Below are 21388 nucleotides of genomic sequence, written 5' to 3'. Positions count from 1 at the left end.
GGGGAATTCCATGCTCACCAAGACACCGCATCTGTTCGACGACGCCACGCAGGTCACCGCCGGCGACAGCCGCTGGCAGGGCAAGACCAGCGAGGACTACTGGGCCTTTGTCGGCCCGTTCGGCGGCTGCACGGCGGCCACAATCCTGCGCGCTCTCATGGACCACCCGCAACGGTCAGGCGATCCGTTGTCGCTCACCGTCAATTTCTGCGCGCCGGTCGCGCAAGGCGCCTTCGATCTCGACGTGCGGCTGGTCAAGGCCAACCGCTCGACGCAGCATTGGTGCGTGGAGATGACGCAAGGCGGCGGCGAGGTCGCGACGCTGGCGACCGCCGTGTTCGCCGAGCGCCGTCCGTCGTGGTCGCACGCGCAGGCGCCGTTCCCGTCGTCAAAACCCTACGAGCAGACGCTGCCTTACGGGAAGGTCGCCGCTCCCTGGGTCAAGCAGTATGATTTCCGCTTCGTCGAGGGCGAACCGGGCTGGGGCTCGACGTCGTCGGCGGAGCCGAATTCGTTCTCGAAACTGTGGATCGGCGACCGGGTGCCGCGGAAGATCGACGCGCTGTCGCTGATGTCGATGTCGGACGCGTTTTTCGGCCGCATATTCCACGCCAGGCGGGAACTGGTGCCGTTCGGCACGGTGTCGATCACGACCTATTTCCACGCCGACGCCGCCGATCTCGCCGCCGAAGACATCACGCGCGTGCTGGCGGTGGCCGACGCCAAGATTTTCCACAAGTCTTATGGCGACCAGAACGGTGAATTGTGGTCGCCGAACGGACGGCTGCTCGCAACGACGACGCAAATCGCGTATTTCAAGGCGTAAGGAACAATCCCGTTCGAGTCTGCGTAGGGTGGGCAAACGCGCGTTTGCGCCGTGCCCACCATTCATCCACAGTGACGTCTTGAATGGTGGGCACGCTACGCTTTGCCCACCCTACGCATTCCGAATATGAGGGCGGCTCAATGTCCGAACCCGACGCCAAGAAGCCCGGTATCGCCCTGCTCGGCATCCCCATCGAAATCGGCGCCTCGCAGGCCGGCACGCTGATGGGACCCGACGCCTTGCGTACCGCTGGCATCGCGCGCGTGCTCGATCAATTGGGATTTGCGGTCGAGGATCACGGCAACCTCGCAATATCGACAGTGATTTCGGACGGGCCACCGCCCGCTAACGCCAAATTCTACGACGAGGTCAAAACATGGGTTCGGCTGCTCAGCGAGCGCGCCTTCCAGCTCGCCCACTCCGGTGCCATCCCGATCTTCATGGGCGGCGATCACTCGCTGTCGATGGGATCGGTCAACGGTGTCGCACGTCATTGGCAGGAGCAGGGGCGCCCGCTGTTCGTGCTGTGGCTCGATGCGCACGCCGATTACAATACGCCCCACACGACCCTCACCGGCAACATGCACGGCATGTCCACGGCATTCCTGTGCGGCGAAGGCGGACTTGATGATTTGCTCGGCGATCAGCCGCGCACTTCGCTCACGCCGGACCGGTTCGACCTGTTCGGCGTGCGATCGATCGATCCCCTGGAAAAGCAGTTAGTTCAAGACCGCCGTGTCGCGATCGCCGACATGCGCGCACTCGACGAATTCGGCGTCGGCGTGCTGATCCGCCGCGTCATCGCGCGCGTGAAGGCGAAAAACGGCGTGCTGCATCTCAGCTTCGACGTCGATTTTCTCGATCCGGCGGTCGCGCCGGGTGTCGGCACCACCGTGCCCGGCGGCGCCACCTACCGCGAGGCGCATCTGATCATGGAGCTGCTGCATGATTCGGAACTGGTGCGCTCGGTCGACATCGTCGAACTCAACCCGTTCCTCGACGAGCGCGGCCGCACCGCGCGCGTCGCGGTGGAGCTGATCGGCAGCCTGTTCGGCCTGCAGATCACCGACCGGCGCACACCGACAAACGCGATGCTGCAAGGACGATAGCCAATATCTATCGTCGTCCCGGCGAAGGCCGGGACCCATAACCACAGGTGTTTATTTTCGAAGAAGGTATCGACCCGCGGCGCTCTGATCGAGAGGCCGCGGCGTATGGGTCCCGGCGTGCGCCGGGACGACAATCGATGTTAGCGCCTCACTCCGCCGCGAGCTTGACCTCGGGGGCAGCAGCGCGGACGTCGGCGTCGACCTGGGCTTCGAACTTGGCAAAGTTCTTCTGGAACATGCCGACCAGCGCGCGCGCGGTCTTGTCGAACTCGGCCTTGTCCTTCCAGGTGTTGACGGGATTGAGGATGTCGCTGGGCACGCCCGGCAGCGCCGTCGGCACCGCAAAGCCGAAATATTTGTCGGTGCGGAATTCGACATTGCGCAGCGAACCGTTGAGCGCGGCGGTGAGCAGCGCCCGGGTCACCTTGATCGGCATCCGGCTGCCGGTGCCGTATTTGCCGCCGGTCCAGCCGGTGTTGACCAGCCAGCAATCGACATTGTGCTTGGCGATCAGCTCGCGCAGCATGTTGCCGTACACCGACGGATCAAGCGGGAGGAACGGCGAGCCGAAGCAGGTGGAGAATTCCGGCTGCGGCTCGTTGCCGAGACCGCGTTCGGTGCCCGCGACCTTGGCGGTGTAGCCGGACAGGAAGTGATACATCGCCTGCGCCGGGGTCAGCTTTGCGATCGGCGGCAGCACGCCGAAGGCGTCGGCCGCCAGCATCACCACGTTCTTCGGCTGGCCGGCACGTCCGGTTCGCGAGGCATTCGGGATAAAATCGAGCGGATAGGCCGAACGGGTGTTTTCGGTCTTCGAACCGTCGTCGAAATCCGGCACGCGGGTGCGCTCGTCAAGCACCACGTTCTCCAGTACCGCGCCGAAGCGGTTGGAAGCCGCGAAAATTTCGGGCTCGGCTTCGGGCGAGAGCTTGATGCATTTGGCGTAGCAGCCGCCTTCGAAGTTGAAGACGCCGTCCTTGCCCCAGCCATGCTCGTCGTCGCCGATCAGCGTGCGCTGGGGATCGGCCGACAGCGTGGTCTTCCCGGTACCGGAGAGGCCGAAGAAGATCGCGGTGTCACCGTCGGGGCCGACATTGGCCGAGCAGTGCATCGGCAGCACGCCCTTGGCGGGCAGATAATAGTTCAGCGTGGTGAACACGCTCTTCTTCATCTCGCCGGCATAATAAGACCCGCCGATCAGGACGATCTTGCGGGCGAAATCGATAGCCACGACGTTCTCGGACTTGCAGCCGTGACGTTTGGGATCGGCGCGGAAGCTCGGCAGATCGATGATGGTGAGTTCCGGCACGAAGCTGGCGAGATCAGCAGCTTCAGGGCGGATCAGCAGCGTGCGGATGAACAGCGAATGCCAGGCGAGCTCGGTGAAGACGCGGGTCTTGATCTGGAAGGAGGGATCAGCGCCGCCATAGAGATCCTGCGCGAACAGCGACATGCCTTCGGCGTGCTTGAGGAAATCGGCATAGAGCGCGTCGAACTGTTCTGACGTGATCGACTGGTTGCCGGCCCACCACATCTTCTCGGTGGAGGCGTCGCGCACCGTGAACTTGTCCTTCGGACTGCGGCCGGTGAACTCGCCGGTGTCGGCGCACAGCGACCCATCGGCGGAGAGCACGGCTTCGCCTGACGACAGCGAATATTGGTAGAGCTGCGGCGCTCCGAGGTTCCAGCGAACCTCTTTGAGTTTCTTTAAGCCAAATTTATCGGCGCCAAAGGCACCGTTACGTAGACCCGTCTCTTGCACGAAGAACCTCCTCGAACCCGCGTATCTCGATCGCGCGAATGCCGCTAAACGCGCTTCTGTCGCGGTGACCACTGAATATAGCCTTCCGGCTCCGGTCCGGCGACCTAATACTTGGCAACGCCGTGCTTGCCAAGCCGATCCAACGCGTTTTGGTTTATTCCAGACAAGGCCTTGATCTAGATCAAACACTTGCTGCGGCGCGGGGACGGTTGTGTACACTCAACGCGCGACCATCAGCCGCGCGATAGCGCTACCATTCAGTTATTGCGTCGCACAATCTGATTTTAGCGGGTCGCACCCTCGCCGATCAGCGCAAACGGCGCCCAGAACGCCGGATAGGCGTTGCGCGGCGACGAGGCATCATTGAGATAGGCCAGCATCGACTGGCGCAGCGCCTCGGCCCGGCCAAGCTTCGGGTCAGCCTTGAGCCGATCGAAGGTCGATGTCGTCAGCCGCGTGGCGGCCGCGGAATCCACCGCCCAGTGCGACACCAGCAATGCACGCGCGCCGGCATAGAAGAACGATCGCGCCAATCCCGAAAGCGCTTCGGCGCCGGGCTTGTCGCCGGCAATCGTGTTGCAGGCTGATAGCACCACCCAATCGGCGTTGAGTTTCAGCTGCGCCACTTCGCTCGACGTGAGCAGGCCGTCGTCGAGTTCGGACGGCTGCTTCGGAATACTGAGCACAAGCGAGGGCTCGGCGATCCCCTTCACGTCACCCGCGACGAGGCCGTGGGTCGCGAAATAGACGATGCTGTAATTGGCGAGCGGGGCGCGCTTCACGTTGGTTTCGCTGGCGTTCTCGCCGAGATGAATATCGCTTTCGGAAACGCCGAGATCCTTTGCGACCGCATTGAGTTCGTCGGCGGTATCAGGCAGCTGCGACAGCACGCGGGAGAGCCGCGCGCGATCGACACCGGCGCCTTGCCAGAAATCGGTATAGGCGACGTTGGTGACGCCGCGCGCCGCGGACTTGATCGCCGCCGGCTTGGCTGCGCCGCGCTTATCGCCACTGCTATCCTGCAGCGGATTGAACAGCGGATCGCCGAAGCCGGTCATCGGTTTGGTGGTTTGATCCTTGCGGGCAACCAGCCGCAGCGTCTTCAGGCTTGCGACCGAGGGCAACACCGACACCGCATGACGCTTGAGCAGCCAGGCGGCGTCACGATAGCCGTCGAGTTCTTCCGGGATCGCCGCCGGCGGCTTCTCCGTCACCAGCAGATGAAACGGCAACGCCGTCAACGCGCCGGTGGGGACAATCAGAAGGCTGCGCTTGTCCTTTATCCGTGTCTCGACGCGGCCCAGCAGGTGGTTGTAGAGCCAGTGGGCGGATTCGAGGTTGAACAGCGTGGCTTTGCCGGACGCATCGCTGGCATTGGCGATATCCAGTCCACGGCGGAAATCGGCGACCAACTCACGCAGCCCTTCCGAGCCACGCCCGATCGGGGACCAGTCAAAGCCCTCGCGCGTGATCGCGATGGCGTAGCTGTCCTTTACCGTGGCCGTGAGCAGCACCATCGCCTCGTCGCCCGATAACAGCGACTGAATCTCCTTCACCGTCATTGGCAGCGGATTCGACAGCGCGGCGTAGTCCGGAAATTCCACAGACAAGGTCTTTTGCAACGACGGGCGTTCGGTCGAAATGGCGGCAAGCCTGGCCTTGGTCCGCTGCTCGGCCGCAAGGTCGCGCTTCGATCGCTCTTTCGAGACCGCCGCCACCAGAGCCCTGTCCAGCGCTTCCGTTTCCGCGGCGAGATCCTGATCCCGACGCACCAGTTCGGCGAGCCGATCGTTGCCGGCAGCAAGGCGCACCGCCAGCTTGTTGACGGCTGATGCCGCCGACGACTGGGTGCCGCGCTGGATCGCATTGAGCATCGCATCGAGCGCCTGATCGGTCGGTATCAGTTTGTTGCGCTCCGCGTCCGCCAGAACCGGAAGGACGGCGCGGAGGTCGCCGCGCCCGCTCGCGATCAGCCGCAGCGCCAGCGGCAACGCCTTCTCCGGGTAGCCTGTCTGAGCCTGGAAGAGCGCCAGATTGTTCATGGATCTGGCTGTATCCGGATGATCGGGGCCTACCGCGCGTTCACGGATCGCCAATGCCCGCTCGAATAGCCGCTCGGCCTCGCGGACGCGATCCGTCGGCCCATCGTAAAGTTCCGCCAGATTGTTCAGCGAACGCGCCACGTCGGGATGATCGGGACCGAGTACTTTCTCGCGGATCGCCAGCGAGCGCTTGATCAGCGGCTCCGCCTTGGCGAAGTGGCCCTCGACCTTCTCGACCTGGCCGAGATTGTTCAGAAGCGTCGCGACCGCCGGATGCTCCGGACCCGCCGCTTTCTCATAGATTGCGAGCGCGCGCTTGAACAACGGCTTGGAGTCGTCATGGCGGCCCTGCTTCTCGTAATGGGTGCCGAGATTGTTCAGGGACTGCGCGACGTCGGGATGCCCGGACCCGAGCGACCGCTCACGGATCGCCAGTGCCCGCTTGAACAGCGGCTCAGCTTCGGCGTAGCGCTCCTGGCGCTGATAGAGCGCAGCGAGATTGTTTAGCGCCGCCGCGATCTCCGGCGACTCGGCGCCAGCCGTCTTCTCCAGGATCGCAATGGATCGCCTGGACATCGGCTCGGCTTCAGCGTCCCGGCCCTGACTGCCATAGAGCTGCGCCAGGTTGTTCAGCGCAGCTCCGACGTCGCGATGCGCGGGGCCGTATTTCTTTTCCAGGGATTCGACCTGCCCCAGCGCCAGCGCAACAGCTTCGGCGTATTTTCCTGCACGGCTAAGGTCGTTGATCTTGGCGCTGAGCGCCGCGGTCTCGCTCTTTTGCGCCGACGACGGCGTGCTGAGACACGTGCTTACGAAAAGCGTGAGCCCTGCAAGCAGGACCACTCGAGTGCGGGAATTCATGATGCGGACTTAACCTTTGGCCACTTCGCGCGGGAGTGTGGATTAGGTCGCGCGAACGGCCGCCGCCGTTCAAATTCCGGCTGCTCAAGGACTCGTGGGCTCCTTGGCCCGGGCCTCGCCCGCCAGCCGGACCAGCATTTTGCGTAAGGCGGTCCCGTTGGTGACCCGTTCCGGGAAATCCAGCCGAAGCGTGGTGGAGCCTGCCTGCATGTCCATGCCATCGGGGTCGCAGCCGGTGCAGGCCCAGTCGGCGCTATCGGCCCCGAGCAGGCGCGTGGCGTAGAGGTTCATCGCCTCGCGGTGGTCCTCGTTCATGTGTTCCACGGCGCCCTGCTCGGCTTCCAACAGCCCCTCGGCATCGTTGATATCGGTCAGGAACTGCGCCGGCGTCAGGTCGATGATCCGGCCAAAGCCGGCGACCAGATGGGCGCCTGTTGGCACGATCCGGAAGAACGAAAAATCCTTAAAGTCTACAAAGACTTCCGCGGATGGATGGGCGTTGAGGTAGCGCCGGCGCAAGATTTCAGCCTGGCCAGCCGCGGCCTCCTCGGCCCGCCCTGCCAGCATGATCCGGGCGCCCTCCAGCGGATCGCCGGCGGCGCGCTCGTCCAGCATCAGCGAGACCCTGTTATCGGCCAGAATATTCTTCGTATGCAGCGCCAGCCGGGAGATCAGCAGGATCGGCGAGGCATCGGAATCGCTCGCGATATTGACCAGCGAGCAATAGGGATCGCCGCTGCCGGCCATCAGGGTTGCCAGCGCGCCCTGCCGGCTCCGCCTCAGCAATGAGCGGGCCAGTTTGGAAGAGTTAAAATCAGCGGTCGGTTGCATCGTTTTCCAGCCATCTTATTGCAAAAAGGGCCTTTTCTCAGGCCTTGAGGGTGCTATATGGGTGCTACGCATCGTCCGCGGAACGGTTTCGCGGAACTCGGTCACACTTCAGCCCAGCTTGCATTGCTCGTTGACCGCGTACGAAGCTCATTTACACGGCGCACGGCTGATTTGCCCGCCGTTTAAGCCACTTCTCTTTCGAAAGCAGGCTCATGCCCACAATCGCCTTGGTCGATGACGACCGCAACATTCTCACTTCCGTCTCGATTGCGCTCGAAGCCGAAGGCTATCGCATCATGACCTACACGGATGGTGCGTCGGCGCTCGATGGTTTCCGCACCTCGCCGCCGGACCTTGCGATCCTCGACATCAAGATGCCGCGCATGGACGGCATGGAGACGCTGCGGCGGCTGCGGCAGAAGTCCGATCTGCCGGTCATCTTCCTCACCTCCAAGGATGAAGAGATCGACGAATTGTTCGGCCTCAAGATGGGCGCCGACGATTTCATCCGCAAGCCGTTCTCCCAGCGCCTGCTGGTCGAGCGCGTCAAGGCCGTGCTGCGCAGGGGGCAGCCCAAGGATCCGACCGCCGCACCGAAGGAGCCGGATGCACGTGCACTCGACCGCGGCCTGCTGCGAATGGATCCGGAACGTCACACCTGCACCTGGAAGAACGAGCCGGTGACGCTGACCGTGACCGAGTTCCTGATCCTGCAGGCGCTGGCGACGCGGCCCGGTGTGGTGAAAAGCCGCAACGCGCTGATGGACGCCGCCTATGACGATCAGGTCTATGTCGACGACCGCACCATCGACAGCCACATCAAGCGGCTGCGCAAGAAGTTCAAGGTGGTGGACGACGATTTCGAGATGATCGAGACGCTCTACGGCGTCGGCTATCGCTTCAAGGAAGCCTGATCTGCAGTTTTGGTCTTTTTTGTTTGAGCATGATCTTTTCGGAAAACCGGTGTCCACTTTTCCGGATCATGCTCGAGCGGCTCGTTAACTGACGCCTTGGCGCGTCTGGGGTAGGATTGAGCGCGCAAGCCGCGCTTTGCAGGGACAGTCGAGACAACCGGCAGTTTTAGCCATTGCTAGATCGAACGCAGCCTGATCGAGGCCGGAACAACGAGGATGCATCTGCGTCCGTCGATCGGGATTACGTTGCCGACGACAAGGCGCAGAGCCAGGGCTGGTGGCGGCCGCTGGGTTGGTTGCGTCGCGCCGGACAATTCTTCTTTGCGCTCTCTTTCTCCAGTCTCACCCGCCGTATCGTCTCGCTCAATCTGGCAGGCCTCGTCGCGCTGGTGGCGAGCATCCTCTATTTGTCGCAGTTCCGCGCCGGCCTGATCGATGCGCGTGCACAGAGCCTACAGGTGTATGCCGAGATCATCTCCGAGGCGATCGCGACCTCGGCCACCGTCGAGGGCGGCACCATCACCGTCGATCCCGACCGCCTGCTCGATCTGAAGCCCGGTGAAAGCTATGGCGCGCCGGACGAATATTCCGACTTTCCGATCAACCCGGAGCGCGTCGCGCCGGTGCTGCGCCGCCTGATCGCGCCGACCAAGACGCGCGCACGTATTTTCGACCGCGAAGGCGGGCTTATCCTGGACAGCCGCAATCTGTTTGCCCGCGGCGACGTGCTGCGGTTCGAACTGCCGCCACCGTCGGCCGACAAGCCCAATATTGCGGAGCGGACGCTGACCGCGATCCGCACCTGGTTCAATCGCGGCGACCTGCCGATCTATCGCGAACTCGGCCCCGAGGGCGGCAAAGGCTATCAGGAAGTCGCGCAATCGCTGGGCGGCCAGAAGAGCAGCATGATCCGCGTCAATGAGCGCGGCGCGGTCATCGTGTCGGTCGCGGTGCCGGTGCAGCACTTCCGCGCGGTGCGTGGCGCGCTGATGCTCACGACCCAGGGCGACGACATCGACCAGATGGTCGGTGCCGAGCGCTGGGCGATCCTGAAAATCGGCGGCGTCGCCTCCGCCGTCATGATCGTATTGTCGCTGCTGCTGGCGAGCACGATCGCCGGTCCGGTGCGGCGCCTCGCCGACGGCGCCGAGCGCGTTCGCCGCCGCATCCAGACCCGTGTCGAGATTCCCGACTTCACCCGCCGCCGCGACGAGATCGGCCATCTTTCCGGCGCGCTGCGCGACATGACCAATGCGCTCTATAGCCGCATCGAGGCGATCGAGATGTTCGCCGCCGACGTCGCCCATGAACTGAAGAACCCGCTGACCTCGCTGCGCTCGGCGGTGGAAACGCTGCCGCTGGCGCGCAATGAAAACAGCCGCGCGCGGCTGCTCGCCGTCATCGAACACGACGTCAGGCGGCTCGACCGGCTGATCTCGGACATCTCCGACGCCAGCCGCCTCGATGCCGAACTGCAGCGGCAGGATATGGCCCCGGTCGATTTCAGGCGCTTGCTGACGACGCTGACCTCGGTCGCCAATGAAACCAAGCTCGGCCACGACGTCTCCGTCGAGGCGCGCTTCGAGGGCCGCAGCCCGACCGACACCTTCTCGGTGCCCGGCCATGATTCGCGGCTCGGCCAGGTGATCTCCAACCTGTTGTCGAACGCTCAATCGTTCTCCCACGCCGGCGGCAAGGTGCGCATCGTCTGCCGCCGCGTCCGTTCGGAAATCGAAATCGTGGTCGACGACGACGGTCCGGGCATCGGCGAGGATGCGCTTGAGCGTATCTTCGAGCGCTTTTACACCGACCGGCCGCATCAGGGCTTTGGCCAGAATTCCGGCCTCGGGCTGTCGATCTCTAAGCAGATCATCGAGGCCCATGGCGGGCGTATCTGGGCGGAAAACCGCGCCGGTCCGGCCGACGCCGACGGCAACCCGACGGTATCGGGCGCGCGCTTCGTGGTCAGGCTGCCGGCGCCATGACTGAGAATGCCAGCGTGCACGCCTCCGCCGTGCTGGTTGGCGACCGCGCCGTCCTGATCCGGGGGCCGTCGGGTTCCGGCAAGTCACGGCTGGCCTTCGACCTGATTCTCGCCGGCCGTACCGGCCAGGTTCCACCGGCCATTTTGGTGGGCGATGACCGTGTCCATCTGGGCACACTGGCCGGAGAATTGTGGGTCCGCCCGGCGGCCGAATTGGCCGGCCTGATCGAAATCCGGGGCCTCGGGATTCGCCGCTGTGATTGTGTCAGCGAGGCGGTAGTCGGTCTGGTTGTCGATCTTTCGGCTAGTGACGCGGAACGGCTGCCGCCGCCCGAAGCCCTCGTCGTCAGCCTTAATGGTGTTTTGATACCGAGAATCCCTGTCGGAACCGGCTTTCAGCCCCTTCCGCTGGTTGTCGCCGCGCTGACGACAACTCAAAGTTCACCTTCCGGTAATAATACGGCCGATTGTGTGAAGGGGTTTGGTAACCATATAAGCCCCACTATCGCGACCGAATAAGACCCGCGCAGGCTCCCCTCTCTTGCCACCGATTTCCGGGAGAATAGCCAAGATGCCCTCTTGCGCGGGGCCTCTGGATGGTCAAAGTGGCGCGTTCGTGCGGTGCACCAAAAGCACCCGCGAGGAGTTTCCGATGATTGGTCTAGTGCTTGTGACCCATGGGCGCCTTGCCGACGAGTTCAGGGCGGCGCTCGAACATGTCATGGGTCCGCAAAAACAAATTGAAGCGATTACGATCGGAGCCGAGGACGACTCCGATTTGTGTCGAAGCGACATTATCGAAGCGGTGAATCGCGTCGACAGTGGCGACGGAGTTGCTATCCTTACCGACATGTTCGGTGGCACCCCCTCCAACCTGGCGATCTCCTGTATGAGCCGCCCCAAGGTGGAAGTACTCGCAGGTATCAACCTTCCCATGCTGGTGAAGCTTGCCAAGGTGCGTGAAGAGCGCTCGCTTCCGGACGCCATCGCGATGGCTCAGGAAGCCGGTCGCAAATACGTCACCATCGCCAGCCGCGTACTCGCCGGCAAATGAGCGACGAGGCCCCGCCCGGAAACGACGTCGGGCCGAGCGTGCCAGCCGGCGCCATTTCCCGCGAGCTTCTCATCATCAACAAACGCGGACTGCACGCGCGCGCGTCGGCCAAATTCGTCCAGATGGTCGAGCGTTTCAACGCGGAGGTCTGGGTGACGCGCGGCAACGAGACCGTCGGCGGCACCTCGATCATGGGATTGATGATGCTGGCCGCAGGTCCCGGCACCACAGTAACTGTTTCCGCCACCGGCCCCGAGGCGCAGGCCGCGGTCGATGCGATCGCGGGTCTCGTCGCCGACAAGTTCAACGAAGAAGGCGTGTGAGCGCTAGACGCTCGTAGCGCTGCGCTCTCGTAGGGTGGGCAAAGGCGCAGCTGCGCCGTGCCCACCATCCATCCAGACCATCGTCGTGAATGGTGGGCACGCTTCGCTTTGCCCACCCTACGCATCATCTCAAAACGGATTGGTGACGATGCCGCCGTCGGCGCGCAAGGCGGCGCCGTTGGTGGCGCTGGAGGCTTTTGAGCAGACGTAGCAGATCAGATTGGCGATCTCCTCAGGCTCGGCGTAGCGCTGCAACAGCGAGGCCGGCCGCCGTTCGCTGAAGGTGCGCGCGACGAGGTCGTCGACGGTCGTTCCCATGCCCTTGGCGCGGGCAGCCAGCCGCACCGGTGCCATCTCGACCCAGGTCGGCCCCGGCATGACCGAATTGACGGTCACGTTGGTCGCCTTGGTGAGTTCGGCGGCGCCGCGCGCCACCACAAGCTGGGCGGCCTTGGAGAAGCCGTAGTGAACCATCTCCTTGGGAATGAAGACGCCGGATTCGCTGGAGACGAACACGACGCGGCCCCAATCCTTGTTGTCCAGCATCCGCTTCAGATAATGCCGGGTGAGGCGCACGCCGCTCATCACGTTGACTTCGAACATCCTCGTCCAGTCGGAATCCTCGATATCGAAGAATCCCTTCGGCTCGTAGATGCCGAGATTGTTGACGAGGATGTCGACTTCAGGAAATTGCGCCGTAAGCGCGGCGCATCCTTCGGCGTTACCAAGATCGACCGCCGCCGAGTGCACCTCGGCAGCAGGCGCAGCTTGCCGGACCTTTGCCATGGCTTCAGTGACGGCCGCTTGCTCGCGCCCGTTGACGATGACTTCCGCGCCCATCCGCGCAAGCCCGATGGCGGTTGCGAGCCCGATGCCGCGCGTCGAGCCGGTGACCAGCGCGGTCTTTCCAGTCAAATCGATATTCATGCGTTTCCCCAATTCCCTTTTTATTTCTTTTCCGGCGGCACCACTATCACGTTCCAGATCGTGGCGGGGCCCGGCCCCCCTGAGAAAAACCTTCGCGTCGTAATCACCATGCGCTCGCCATTGGCGGCATGGTCCTTCATCCATGCCTCGCATCTTTCGAACTTCCAATCGCCGGTCTCGCAGATCCCGATGAAGCCGGATCGCTTGGCCTCTTCGAGCGAGGTCAGCCCCGACGACCACGGCTCGTACGGCGTCAGGATTGCCGGATGATCGGCGCTGTAGAATGTAACGGGGTGGCCGATATCGCTGTAGGCCGCGACCACCGGCAAGGCTGAGAAAAACCGCCGGTGCCAGACTTCCGTCAGCTCGCGCGCAAGTTCGGAGCGCGCCCGGTAGCTTGCCCCCTCGTTGCGATGCTGGCCGGCATCATAGGAAGCGATCTGCGGCGATGCGATCAACACCGCCAATGTAAGCACCAGCCAGGTCGCGGTCAGCCGAAGCAGCGCCAGCTGCCGCACGCGTAGCGCCGGGATCGCGATCAGCGCCAGCGGCACCAGGAAGAACAGCGGGATGCCCCAATCGGTCTTGATGTAGACCTGGAATAGCACCGCGCCGAGCGGCGGCCCGATCGCCACCACCGCCTGAATCAGCCAGACATTGAGTGCCTGCCCGGTGTTGACGCTGGCATTCGCACCGCGCGACCAGAACGCAAAAGACGGCTTGCGCCAGCGCGACGGCCACGCCAGCGCTACTCCCGCCAGCACCACGGGCAACGCCAGCAGCGCCAGATTATGGCCGACATAACCGAGCGCCAGGTTATCGATCATGCGGCGGTCGGTGAGCGAATAGATTTCGCCGGCATAGGTGAGCGGGACGAAATTCACGTCCCGGAGCCAGATCAAATGCGGGACCATCGCCACGACGAGCACGAAGATGGCCACCCACGGTGCCGGCGAGCGCAGGAATTGCAGGCGCTGCGGATGGATCAGCGCGGCGAGGCCGATGGCGCCGATCATGGTCAGCGCCCAGTATTTGGTCATCAGCGCCAGTGCGCCGGCGATCCCGAGCATCCATCCGGATTTCACGCTGCGCTTCTCGAACGCGTCGAGATAGGCCAGCACCAGAAGCGGCAGCGTCACCAGCTGCAGCAGGTCCGGATTGTACTTGAAGCCCTTGAAGTTGAAGATCGGATAGAGCGCGAGCATCACCACGACGAGGAAGGCGCGGCGGTGATCGACCACGCGCAGCGCCAGCAGCCAGCAGATCACGAGCCCCAGGCCCAGCGTCGCCATCGCCAGCGCATAAGTCGCCCAATCGGTGACCGGGAACAGCCTGAACCAGGCGCCCGCCACCCATCCCGACAGCGGCGGATGCTTGCCATAGCCGAGCAGGAACTTCTGGCCCCAGCCGAACGCCTCGGCGACGTCCATATGGATGTCCTGGCCGGTCTTCAGATTGACCAGGATCAGCGTCCAGAGCGCGGCATGGACCACGGCAAAGCCGCTCACCAGCCACAAAGCGCCCTTGGGATCGCTGGCGCGCGCGGCCAGCCATGCCGCCAGCCGCCGGAGGGACAATCTGCGCCTGGAACGCGCGGCGGCGGGTAAAATGGATGCAGTCGACATGGGCCCGTGCGTAGCGCGTTTTTGCCGCGCGTGGAATCAGCTTGGCGTGAAGAATGCCCCTTAAAATACAGCAATATGGTTGCCGCACGGGGATGTGAATGCTATCCCGCGCCCCATGACAACTGCCCCGATTTCCAACATCCGCAACTTCTCCATTGTCGCCCATATCGACCATGGCAAATCGACGCTGGCCGACCGCCTGATCCAGACCACGGGCGGGCTGACCGATCGCGAAATGGCGGGCAAGGAGCAGGTGCTCGATTCGATGGATATCGAGCGCGAGCGCGGCATTACCATCAAGGCGCAGACGGTCCGGCTGAACTACCGCGCCAAGGACGGCAAGGATTACATCTTCAACCTGATGGACACGCCGGGCCATGTCGACTTCGCCTACGAAGTCTCGCGCTCGCTGGCGGCCTGTGAAGGATCGCTGCTGGTGGTCGACGCCAGCCAGGGCGTCGAGGCGCAGACGCTCGCCAACGTCTACCACGCGCTCGACGCGGGTCATGAGATCGTGCCGGTGCTCAACAAGGTCGACCTGCCCGCCGCCGAACCGGAAAAGGTCAGGCAGCAGATCGAGGATGTGATCGGCATCAGTGCCGCCGACGCGGTGATGATCTCGGCCAAGACCGGGCTTGGCATTCCCGACGTGCTGGAAGCCATCGTCACCCGCCTGCCGCCGCCGAAGGGCGACCGCAACGCGACGCTGAAGGCGCTTCTGGTCGATAGCTGGTACGACGTCTATCTCGGCGTCGTCGTTCTCATTCGCGTCGTCGATGGCGTGATGAAGAAGGGCAGCCGCATCCGCATGATGGGCACCAACGCCGCCTATGACATCGAGCGCGTCGGCTTCTTCACCCCGAAGATGACGCCAGTCGACGAGCTCGGCCCGGGCGAGATCGGTTTCATCACCGCCGCGATCAAGGAAGTCGCCGATACGAGAGTGGGCGATACCATCACCGACGACCGCAAGCCGATCACCGACATGTTGCCGGGCTTCAAGCCCGCGATCCCTGTGGTGTTCTGCGGCCTGTTCCCGGTCGATGCCGACGACTTCGAGACGCTGCGCGCGGCGATGGGCAAACTGCGCCTCAACGATGCGAGCTTCTCGTTCGAGATGGAGACCTCGGCCGCACTCGGCTTCGGCTTCCGCTGCGGCTTCCTCGGGTTGCTGCATCTGGAAATCATCCAGGAGCGGCTGTCGCGCGAATTCGATCTCAACCTGATCGCGACCGCGCCGAGCGTGATCTACAAGATGCACCTCACCGATGGGCAAGAGATCGAGATCCACAATCCCGTCGACATGCCCGACGTGGTCAAGATCGCCGAGATCCAGGAGCCATGGATCGAAGCCACCATCCTGACACCGGACGAATATCTCGGCAGCGTGCTTAAGCTGTGCCAGGACCGCCGCGGTTCGCAGAAGGAGCTGACCTATGTCGGCTCGCGCGCGATGGTGAAATACGATTTGCCGCTCAACGAAGTCGTGTTCGATTTCTACGACCGGCTCAAATCGGTCTCGAAGGGCTACGCCTCGTTCGACTACCATCTGACCGACTACAAGCCCGCCGATCTCGTCAAGATGCAGATCCTCGTCAACCTCGAGCCGGTCGACGCGCTGTCGATGCTGGTGCATCGCACCCGCGCCGAAGGCCGCGGCCGCGCCATGGTCGAGCGGATGAAGGAACTGATCCCGCCGCACATGTTCGTGATTCCGATCCAGGCTGCGATCGGCGGCAAGGTGATCGCCCGCGAGACCGTCCGCGCGCTGCGCAAGGACGTCACCGCGAAATGCTACGGCGGCGACATCACGCGCAAGCGCAAGCTTCTGGAGAAGCAGAAGGAAGGCAAGAAGAAGATGCGGCAGTTCGGCAAGGTCGACATCCCGCAGGAAGCCTTCATTGCCGCGCTGAAGGTGGATAGCTGAGGCTACTGGATCTCCACGCTGCCGAGCGAGTAGTCGCCACGAAGCCGGTCGACGCTCTTTCCGGTCAAGGCGCTGACCTGACGGTCGATCGCTAATGCCGCCGGCCCACCGCGAAAGCTGGTTCCGAGATATTCATGGAACGGCGCACAGGCCGCATCGACCGGCGGACGATTCTGGCGGCTTGCGAAGTCCGCCTGGATCACCGGCGTGGCCGGTGAAACGCCCTCGACTTTGCTCGCATAGTAACCGGTGAGAATGACACCGGCGATCTGCGTGCCCTCGTTGGCAACGACGCGCCAGATCGCGGGCTCATAGGTATTGAGAACAAGCAGCACCGCACCGGGTTTGCTCACCTTGACGTCCACCGGCGACGGCTCGCGGGTGCTGGCAAAGGAATGCTTGGCGCCTTTAGGCTCGTACATCGATACGGCTTCGACGCTCACATCCGCGGCCGGTGTCAGCAGACGGCATTGAACCGAGTTGGCGTCGGGCAGCTTTTTCAGCCTTTCGATTCCGTCCCACGCATCGCCGTAGCAGGAACGGTCTTCCGCCTTGAAGCCGTCCATGTAGGCGAGGCAGCCATGACCAACGCGGCCGCGGGGCGCAGGCACGCCCGACAGCACCAGGAAGTTCTTGGAATGCGCACCGTTGAGACCCGCCGGCAGCATCAGGTCGCGCAGGATCACATAGGAGAAACCAACGCGCATTTGATAGTTAGGGCTGAGCCTGGACCGGAACGGATTGCTGAAGCCTTCGACAAAACGATCGATCTCATGCCGCTCCGCTGGACGGATCGCGCCCGCGCGTTCGAGTTGGATCAGGCCGGCGATATCGGGATAGGTTTCCGGTGTCAGCACTTCCGCACGCGACACCAGCGATTTGGCATCCACAGTCCGGAACCCGCCCGGGAAGTAAGTATATAATTCCCTCTCGGTGGATCCCACGGCACGTTCCGCTCCGCCTTTCGGCGCCGATGCCATTTGCAGCTCGGGCAACGCAATTGAATTCAGCGAATGGCCTGTTGCCGCACGATCCGCCAAGCGGCCGAACATGGCCGTCAGGAGTTCATCGCGACGCTTTTCATTATCCTTGTTGAGCGTAATGGCCTGTGCCGGGCAGCCCTCGAGCTTGACGAGATCGACTTGCGCCGCCGGCAAGCCGGCGACTGCGACGCGGTTGCGATTTCCGGGAAAGATGATCGCGCGCGCGACGCGCTCGACCGCCCCTTCGAAATTCCAGATCATCGGCCGTGAGGCCTGCAGCAGCACGGTGATCGGTTTCGAACCCGACGCCACCGCGATGCGGACCATGGTCGTCTCGCTGTCCTCGTCACCAAGCTGGACATTGGTCAGTGTATCGCCCTGATAGGCCGATGCAGCGACAAAAACGTGCTCCTTGCTGACGGGGGCAATTTCGCAATTCGACCCGAAAGCCGCAAAGGGCGACGGAGATGGCGGGACGGCGCGCCCGGTCGGTATCACACTGCTCATCGGGCCGAGAATGGCTATACCGACGAGCAACAAAGGGCCGGCGGCAACGAGAGCCGCGATCAAAACATTCCGGTTCATTCCCGAGACTCCCGATCAACGATAGGTCGCAAACAAACTTCAAAACCTGATGAATCGCCGGCGACACATTGAAGTCCGCGATTAAGGCTGCCTTAACCGGGCGGTCCGGGCAGCGTGGCGTCAGGTGGGGCAACTTCCCATCATCACCCGCCTTGCCCTGCAGTCGCGGATAGGCCACCATCCCGCCCGCTCAGACCATAAAATCCAAAAAAAACATGCTGAGGAAACGCAATGAGCAAGCCCGCCAATTCCTCCTATGGCTGGATCGTCGTCGGCGCGGGCGCGCTGATGACCTGTGTCGGCTTCGGCACGATGCTGTCGCTGGCGGTATTCCTGCAGCCGATTGCAACGGATACCGGCTGGTCGGTCAGCGGCGTCTCGGCGGCGGCGACGATCGATTTCCTCGCCATGGGATTTGCGGCGTTCTTCTGGGGCGCATTGTCCGACCGGTTCGGCACCCGCATCGTGGTTTTGGCCGGCGCCGTGCTGCTCGGCATCGGTTTGGTCGGCGCGAGCCAGGCCGCAAGCCTCTGGCAATTCCAGTTTTTCTTCGGCGTGCTGATCGGGATTGCTGCAGGGAGTTTCTATGCGCCGATGGTCGCGGTGGCGAGCGCCTGGATCGAACATCGCCGCAGCCTTGCGGTGGCGCTGGTGTCGGCCGGCATGGGCGTGTCGCCGCTGACGATCGCACCATTCGCAAGCTATTTGATCACGACCTATGACTGGCGCACCGCGATGCTGGTGATCGGCATCGCATCCTGGGCACTGTTGATCCCGGCATCGTTCCTGGTGCGTCCGGCGCCGCCGGCCGCAGCACCCGTGAGCGGCGGACCTGACGTGCCGGAAGTACAATGGACGGTCGGGCAGGCGTTGCGGACCCCGCAATTCATCACGCTGGCGCTGGCGCATTTCGCCTGCTGCGCGGCACATTCGGGGCCGATCTTCCACATGGTGAGCTACGCGATGATCTGCGGCATCGCGCCGCTGACCGCCGTCACGGTCTACAGCCTTGCCGGATTCTCCGGGCTCGGCGGCCGGCTGCTGCTCGGCGTCATGGCCGACCGTATCGGCGCCAAGCCGGTGCTGGTCGGCGGGCTGTTCGTGCAGGCGATGTCGGTCGCGACCTATCTTGCGGTCGGCCAGCTCGGCGAGTTCTATGCGCTGTCCGTGATCTTCGGGCTCGCCTATGGCGGCGTGATGCCGCTCTATGCGGTGCTGGTACGCGAATATTTCGGCGCGCGTATCATGGGCACGGTGTTCGGCGCGGTCTCCGCCTTTGCCAGCCTCGGCATGGCGCTGGGGCCATTGGCCGGCGGATGGGTGTTCGACACTTTCCACGCCTACAACTGGCTCTATGTCGGCTCGTTTGCGATCGGCATTACCGCGGTCGCGGTGGCGCTGAGTTTCCCGTCGGCGAAGCGGCCATCGCAGCCCTCGCTCGATCTCGGGCGCGCCGCAGCCTGAGATGCGTATTCTCCGCCGCCTTGATCGGGGACGGCGGATGGGCCACCATCGCCCCTCGCGCAAACAAAACAAGACAATGCGAGGAAGCGCATGAACAAGCACCCCGGCCTCGACCTCGTCGAGCGCGCGCGCATGCTGCAGCCATTGATCGCACGCGACGCCGACGAAATCGAGCGGACGCGGCGGCTGACGCCTGATGTGACCACCGCCCTGATCGAGAACGGGCTTTATCGCTCGTTGCTGCCGCAGAGCCTCGGCGGCGCCGAATTGCCGCTCGAGATCTTCATGCAGATGCAGGAGGAAATCGCCAAGGCCGATGCTTCCACCGCCTGGTGCCTCGGCCAGTGCAGCGTCTGCGCCATGACCGCGGCCTATCTCGATGCCGATGCCGCCAGCGAGATTTTCAACGTCGCGCCCGGCATCCTCGCCTGGGGCGCAATCAAGCATGAAGTGCAGGTCGTGCCCGGCGGCTACAAGGCCAGCGCGCGCTGGGATTTTGCCAGCGGCTCCCGGCAGGCGAGCTGGCTCGGCGCCCATGTCAGGGTCGTCGAGGCCGACGGCAGCCCGCGACGCAAGGCGGATGGTTCGCCGGAAATCCGCACCATCCTGTTTCCGGTGGCTGATGCCACGATGTATGACGTCTGGGACGTCATCGGTCTGCGCGGCACCGGCACCGATTCCTACTCGGTCGACAATCTGTTCATCCCGGACAAGTTCGCGGCGCTGCGCGACGAACCTTCGGCGCTCCGCGAACACGGCCCGCTCTACAAGCTCTCCACCAACATGGTGTTCAGCATGGGCTTCGCCGCGACCTCGCTCGGCGTCGCGCGCGCGACGCTGGATGCCGCCACCGATCTGGCGCGCGGCAAGACGCCGCAAGGCCTCAAGGCGATGCGCGACAACAACGCCGTGCAGGGCCTGATCGGGCGCACCGAGGCGACCTTGCGCGCCGCGCGCGCCTATCTCTACACCACGGCGGCCGAGGTCTGGCGCGACCTGGCGCGCGGCGACGCCCTCACCGAACAGCACCGCATCGCGCTGCGGATCGCCGCGACCTGGACCATCCATCAATCGGCCTCCGTGGTCGACACCGCCTATCACATGGCCGGCGCCACCGCCGTCTTCAGCGCCAACAAGTTCGAACGGCGGTTTCGCGACATGCACGCGATCGCGCAGCAGATCCAGGCCCGCGATACCCATTACGAAGATGCCGGCAAGGCGATTCTTTTCGCCAATCTCGACACGCCGCCGACGGCGCGCTGATGGGGCTTGCGAAGAAAATGGCCGGAACGAAAGCTGCAAAAAAGCAGCCCGCGAAAAGCCCGGCTTCCGCGGTCGAAGCCGTCTTCGACGCCTATCCCAGGCCGGTGAAAGCCAGATTGCTGGCGCTGCGCCGGCTGATCTTCGACACCGCAAAGACCACCAAGGGTGTCGGCGCGCTGGAAGAGACATTGAAATGGGGGCAGCCGAGCTATCTCACGGCGGAGACCAAGAGCGGCAGCACGATCCGGATCGACCAAGTCAAGCCGGTGCCCGGGCAGTATGCGGTCTACTTCCATTGCCAGACCAATCTGGTCGAGACGTTTCGCGAGCTTTATCCGCAGCTGCGTTATGAAGGAAACCGGGCCATCCTTCTTGGCGCGGAGGATAAGGTGCCGGAGGCCGAGTTGCGCCACTGCGTGGCGCTGGCGCTGACGTATCGTTTGGGGAAACGGAAGGGCGCGAAGTAACTGATCACCGTCATTGCCTGCAACAAACGCAAAGCGTTTGTGCAAGGGAGCGAAGCGACGAAGCAATCCCATGGATTGCTTCGCTCCGCTCGCAATGACAGCGGCGACGCGCCTGCACACCGCTGTCATACCCCGCGCAGGCGGGGTATCCAGTACGCTGCGGCTTCTCGATTCAATCATTGACGTCTCTGGAATACTGGATCGTCCGCCTACGCGGACGATGACAGCGGTAAACGTGGCTACGCGTTCTCGCGACGCATTGCGCCCGAGCTTTGTCAGAAAACCTTGCCCCCAGAATTAAGAGGGCGCAGGGAAGACCGGGTGCGCGCTGCACCCGCGGTCTCGTGTGCGATCTGCACTAAAAAGGCTGCACACGAGCATACAGGGCAGCGGTGAACACCCGGCCTTCCCTGCGCAATGGCTTTACGGCTTATGCCGTGC

At 63.5% G+C, this 21388-nt stretch carries 17 protein-coding genes; 11 read left to right on the top strand and 6 right to left on the bottom strand.

The features are described 5' to 3' along the window. The first annotated feature begins 10 nt into the window (after positions 1–10). Together JQ641_RS30490 and rocF are read left to right on the top strand one after the other, a co-directional pair. A complete protein-coding gene (locus JQ641_RS30490) occupies positions 11–826 on the top strand; it encodes an acyl-CoA thioesterase (RefSeq protein ID WP_211999547.1) in 816 nt (271 codons plus the stop codon). 140 nt (positions 827–966) lie between these two features. Further along, positions 967–1935, top strand: a complete 969-nt coding sequence (gene rocF, locus JQ641_RS30485) for an arginase (RefSeq protein WP_211999546.1) — start codon at positions 967–969, stop codon at positions 1933–1935. Positions 1936–2083: 148 nt separating this feature from the next. Here the strand turns inward: rocF and JQ641_RS30480 are convergent, their stop codons facing one another. The 3 genes from JQ641_RS30480 to JQ641_RS30470 form a co-directional block, all read right to left on the bottom strand. Continuing rightward, positions 2084–3697, bottom strand: coding sequence for a phosphoenolpyruvate carboxykinase (locus JQ641_RS30480; protein WP_211999545.1), 1614 nt, complete (start codon positions 3695–3697; stop codon positions 2084–2086). A gap of 284 nt (positions 3698–3981) precedes the next feature. Further along, on the bottom strand, positions 3982–6600 hold the full coding sequence (locus JQ641_RS30475) for a CHAT domain-containing tetratricopeptide repeat protein (RefSeq protein WP_211999544.1): 2619 nt from the start codon (positions 6598–6600) through the stop codon (positions 3982–3984). An 84-nt stretch (positions 6601–6684) separates the two neighbouring features. Then, the gene (locus JQ641_RS30470; RefSeq protein ID WP_211999543.1) at positions 6685–7431 is read right to left on the bottom strand and encodes a HugZ family pyridoxamine 5'-phosphate oxidase; all 747 of its coding nucleotides are present in this window, start codon (positions 7429–7431) and stop codon (positions 6685–6687) included. Positions 7432–7643: 212 nt separating this feature from the next. Here JQ641_RS30470 and JQ641_RS30465 point away from each other — a divergent pair, with 212 nt between their 5' ends. From JQ641_RS30465 to JQ641_RS30445, 5 genes are all read left to right on the top strand, one after another. Next, positions 7644–8345, top strand: a complete 702-nt coding sequence (locus JQ641_RS30465) for a response regulator transcription factor (protein WP_016843287.1) — start codon at positions 7644–7646, stop codon at positions 8343–8345. A 173-nt stretch (positions 8346–8518) separates the two neighbouring features. Further along, entirely contained in the window at positions 8519–10330 is a 1812-nt protein-coding gene (locus JQ641_RS30460; protein ID WP_211999542.1) for a sensor histidine kinase, read from the top strand. Further along, positions 10327–10848, top strand: a complete 522-nt coding sequence (locus JQ641_RS30455) for an HPr kinase/phosphorylase (protein WP_211999541.1) — start codon at positions 10327–10329, stop codon at positions 10846–10848. The genes JQ641_RS30460 and JQ641_RS30455 overlap by 4 nt, the downstream gene beginning before the upstream one ends. Positions 10849–10981: 133 nt before the next feature. Further along, positions 10982–11383 (top strand): PTS sugar transporter subunit IIA, encoded by a 402-nt coding sequence (locus JQ641_RS30450; protein WP_021076632.1) that lies wholly within the window; start codon positions 10982–10984, stop codon positions 11381–11383. Beyond that, on the top strand, positions 11380–11706 hold the full coding sequence (locus JQ641_RS30445) for an HPr family phosphocarrier protein (protein ID WP_192739205.1): 327 nt from the start codon (positions 11380–11382) through the stop codon (positions 11704–11706). The genes JQ641_RS30450 and JQ641_RS30445 overlap by 4 nt, the downstream gene beginning before the upstream one ends. Positions 11707–11835: 129 nt before the next feature. Here the strand turns inward: JQ641_RS30445 and JQ641_RS30440 are convergent, their stop codons facing one another. Beyond that, positions 11836–12633: an SDR family NAD(P)-dependent oxidoreductase gene (locus tag JQ641_RS30440; RefSeq protein WP_211999540.1), complete on the bottom strand. Its 798-nt coding sequence runs from the start codon at positions 12631–12633 to the stop codon at positions 11836–11838. Between the two features lie 20 nt (positions 12634–12653). Then, on the bottom strand, positions 12654–14258 hold the full coding sequence (locus JQ641_RS30435) for a glycosyltransferase family 39 protein (RefSeq protein ID WP_211999539.1): 1605 nt from the start codon (positions 14256–14258) through the stop codon (positions 12654–12656). 115 nt (positions 14259–14373) lie between these two features. Here JQ641_RS30435 and lepA point away from each other — a divergent pair, with 115 nt between their 5' ends. Further along, on the top strand, positions 14374–16185 hold the full coding sequence (gene lepA, locus JQ641_RS30430; RefSeq protein WP_211999538.1) for a translation elongation factor 4: 1812 nt from the start codon (positions 14374–14376) through the stop codon (positions 16183–16185). Between the two features lie 2 nt (positions 16186–16187). Here the strand turns inward: lepA and JQ641_RS30425 are convergent, their stop codons facing one another. Next, positions 16188–17753, bottom strand: a complete 1566-nt coding sequence (locus JQ641_RS30425) for a hypothetical protein (protein WP_211999537.1) — start codon at positions 17751–17753, stop codon at positions 16188–16190. A gap of 231 nt (positions 17754–17984) precedes the next feature. On the opposite strand from JQ641_RS30425, the gene JQ641_RS30420 reads away from it, so the two are divergent. The 3 genes from JQ641_RS30420 to JQ641_RS30410 all read left to right on the top strand — a co-directional run bounded on the left by JQ641_RS30420 (position 17985) and on the right by JQ641_RS30410 (position 20947). Next, positions 17985–19217 carry an MFS transporter gene (locus JQ641_RS30420; RefSeq protein ID WP_211999536.1) on the top strand — a complete coding sequence of 411 codons (1233 nt, stop codon included), beginning with the start codon at positions 17985–17987 and terminating at the stop codon, positions 19215–19217. A gap of 90 nt (positions 19218–19307) precedes the next feature. Beyond that, positions 19308–20480 carry an acyl-CoA dehydrogenase family protein gene (locus JQ641_RS30415; protein ID WP_211999535.1) on the top strand — a complete coding sequence of 391 codons (1173 nt, stop codon included), beginning with the start codon at positions 19308–19310 and terminating at the stop codon, positions 20478–20480. A 17-nt stretch (positions 20481–20497) separates the two neighbouring features. Then, positions 20498–20947: a DUF1801 domain-containing protein gene (locus tag JQ641_RS30410; RefSeq protein WP_211999534.1), complete on the top strand. Its 450-nt coding sequence runs from the start codon at positions 20498–20500 to the stop codon at positions 20945–20947. Positions 20948–21388 lie beyond the last annotated feature (441 nt).

Origin of the sequence: Bradyrhizobium sp. JYMT SZCCT0180 (assembly GCF_018130165.1) — a bacterium.
Classification (GTDB): Bacteria; Pseudomonadota; Alphaproteobacteria; order Rhizobiales; family Xanthobacteraceae; genus Bradyrhizobium.
Note: the sequence above shows the minus strand (reverse complement) of the source record. Positions and strands in the feature narration are given on the sequence as shown.

What these genes read in the sequence shown, in the direction of transcription:
- JQ641_RS30490 (WP_211999547.1), top strand. Translation starts at nt 11, where the DNA reads ATGCTCACCAAGACACCGCATCTGTTCGACGACGCCACGCAGGTCACC.
- JQ641_RS30420 (WP_211999536.1), top strand. Translation starts at nt 17,985, where the DNA reads ATGAGCAAGCCCGCCAATTCCTCCTATGGCTGGATCGTCGTCGGCGCG.
- JQ641_RS30465 (WP_016843287.1), top strand. Translation starts at nt 7,644, where the DNA reads ATGCCCACAATCGCCTTGGTCGATGACGACCGCAACATTCTCACTTCC.
- JQ641_RS30455 (WP_211999541.1), top strand. Translation starts at nt 10,327, where the DNA reads ATGACTGAGAATGCCAGCGTGCACGCCTCCGCCGTGCTGGTTGGCGAC.
- rocF (WP_211999546.1), top strand. Translation starts at nt 967, where the DNA reads ATGTCCGAACCCGACGCCAAGAAGCCCGGTATCGCCCTGCTCGGCATC.
- JQ641_RS30435 (WP_211999539.1), bottom strand. Translation starts at nt 14,258, where the DNA reads ATGTCGACTGCATCCATTTTACCCGCCGCCGCGCGTTCCAGGCGCAGA.
- JQ641_RS30415 (WP_211999535.1), top strand. Translation starts at nt 19,308, where the DNA reads ATGAACAAGCACCCCGGCCTCGACCTCGTCGAGCGCGCGCGCATGCTG.
- lepA (WP_211999538.1), top strand. Translation starts at nt 14,374, where the DNA reads ATGACAACTGCCCCGATTTCCAACATCCGCAACTTCTCCATTGTCGCC.
- JQ641_RS30440 (WP_211999540.1), bottom strand. Translation starts at nt 12,633, where the DNA reads ATGAATATCGATTTGACTGGAAAGACCGCGCTGGTCACCGGCTCGACG.
- JQ641_RS30475 (WP_211999544.1), bottom strand. Translation starts at nt 6,600, where the DNA reads ATGAATTCCCGCACTCGAGTGGTCCTGCTTGCAGGGCTCACGCTTTTC.
- JQ641_RS30450 (WP_021076632.1), top strand. Translation starts at nt 10,982, where the DNA reads ATGATTGGTCTAGTGCTTGTGACCCATGGGCGCCTTGCCGACGAGTTC.
- JQ641_RS30410 (WP_211999534.1), top strand. Translation starts at nt 20,498, where the DNA reads ATGGCCGGAACGAAAGCTGCAAAAAAGCAGCCCGCGAAAAGCCCGGCT.
- JQ641_RS30425 (WP_211999537.1), bottom strand. Translation starts at nt 17,753, where the DNA reads ATGAACCGGAATGTTTTGATCGCGGCTCTCGTTGCCGCCGGCCCTTTG.
- JQ641_RS30445 (WP_192739205.1), top strand. Translation starts at nt 11,380, where the DNA reads ATGAGCGACGAGGCCCCGCCCGGAAACGACGTCGGGCCGAGCGTGCCA.
- JQ641_RS30470 (WP_211999543.1), bottom strand. Translation starts at nt 7,431, where the DNA reads ATGCAACCGACCGCTGATTTTAACTCTTCCAAACTGGCCCGCTCATTG.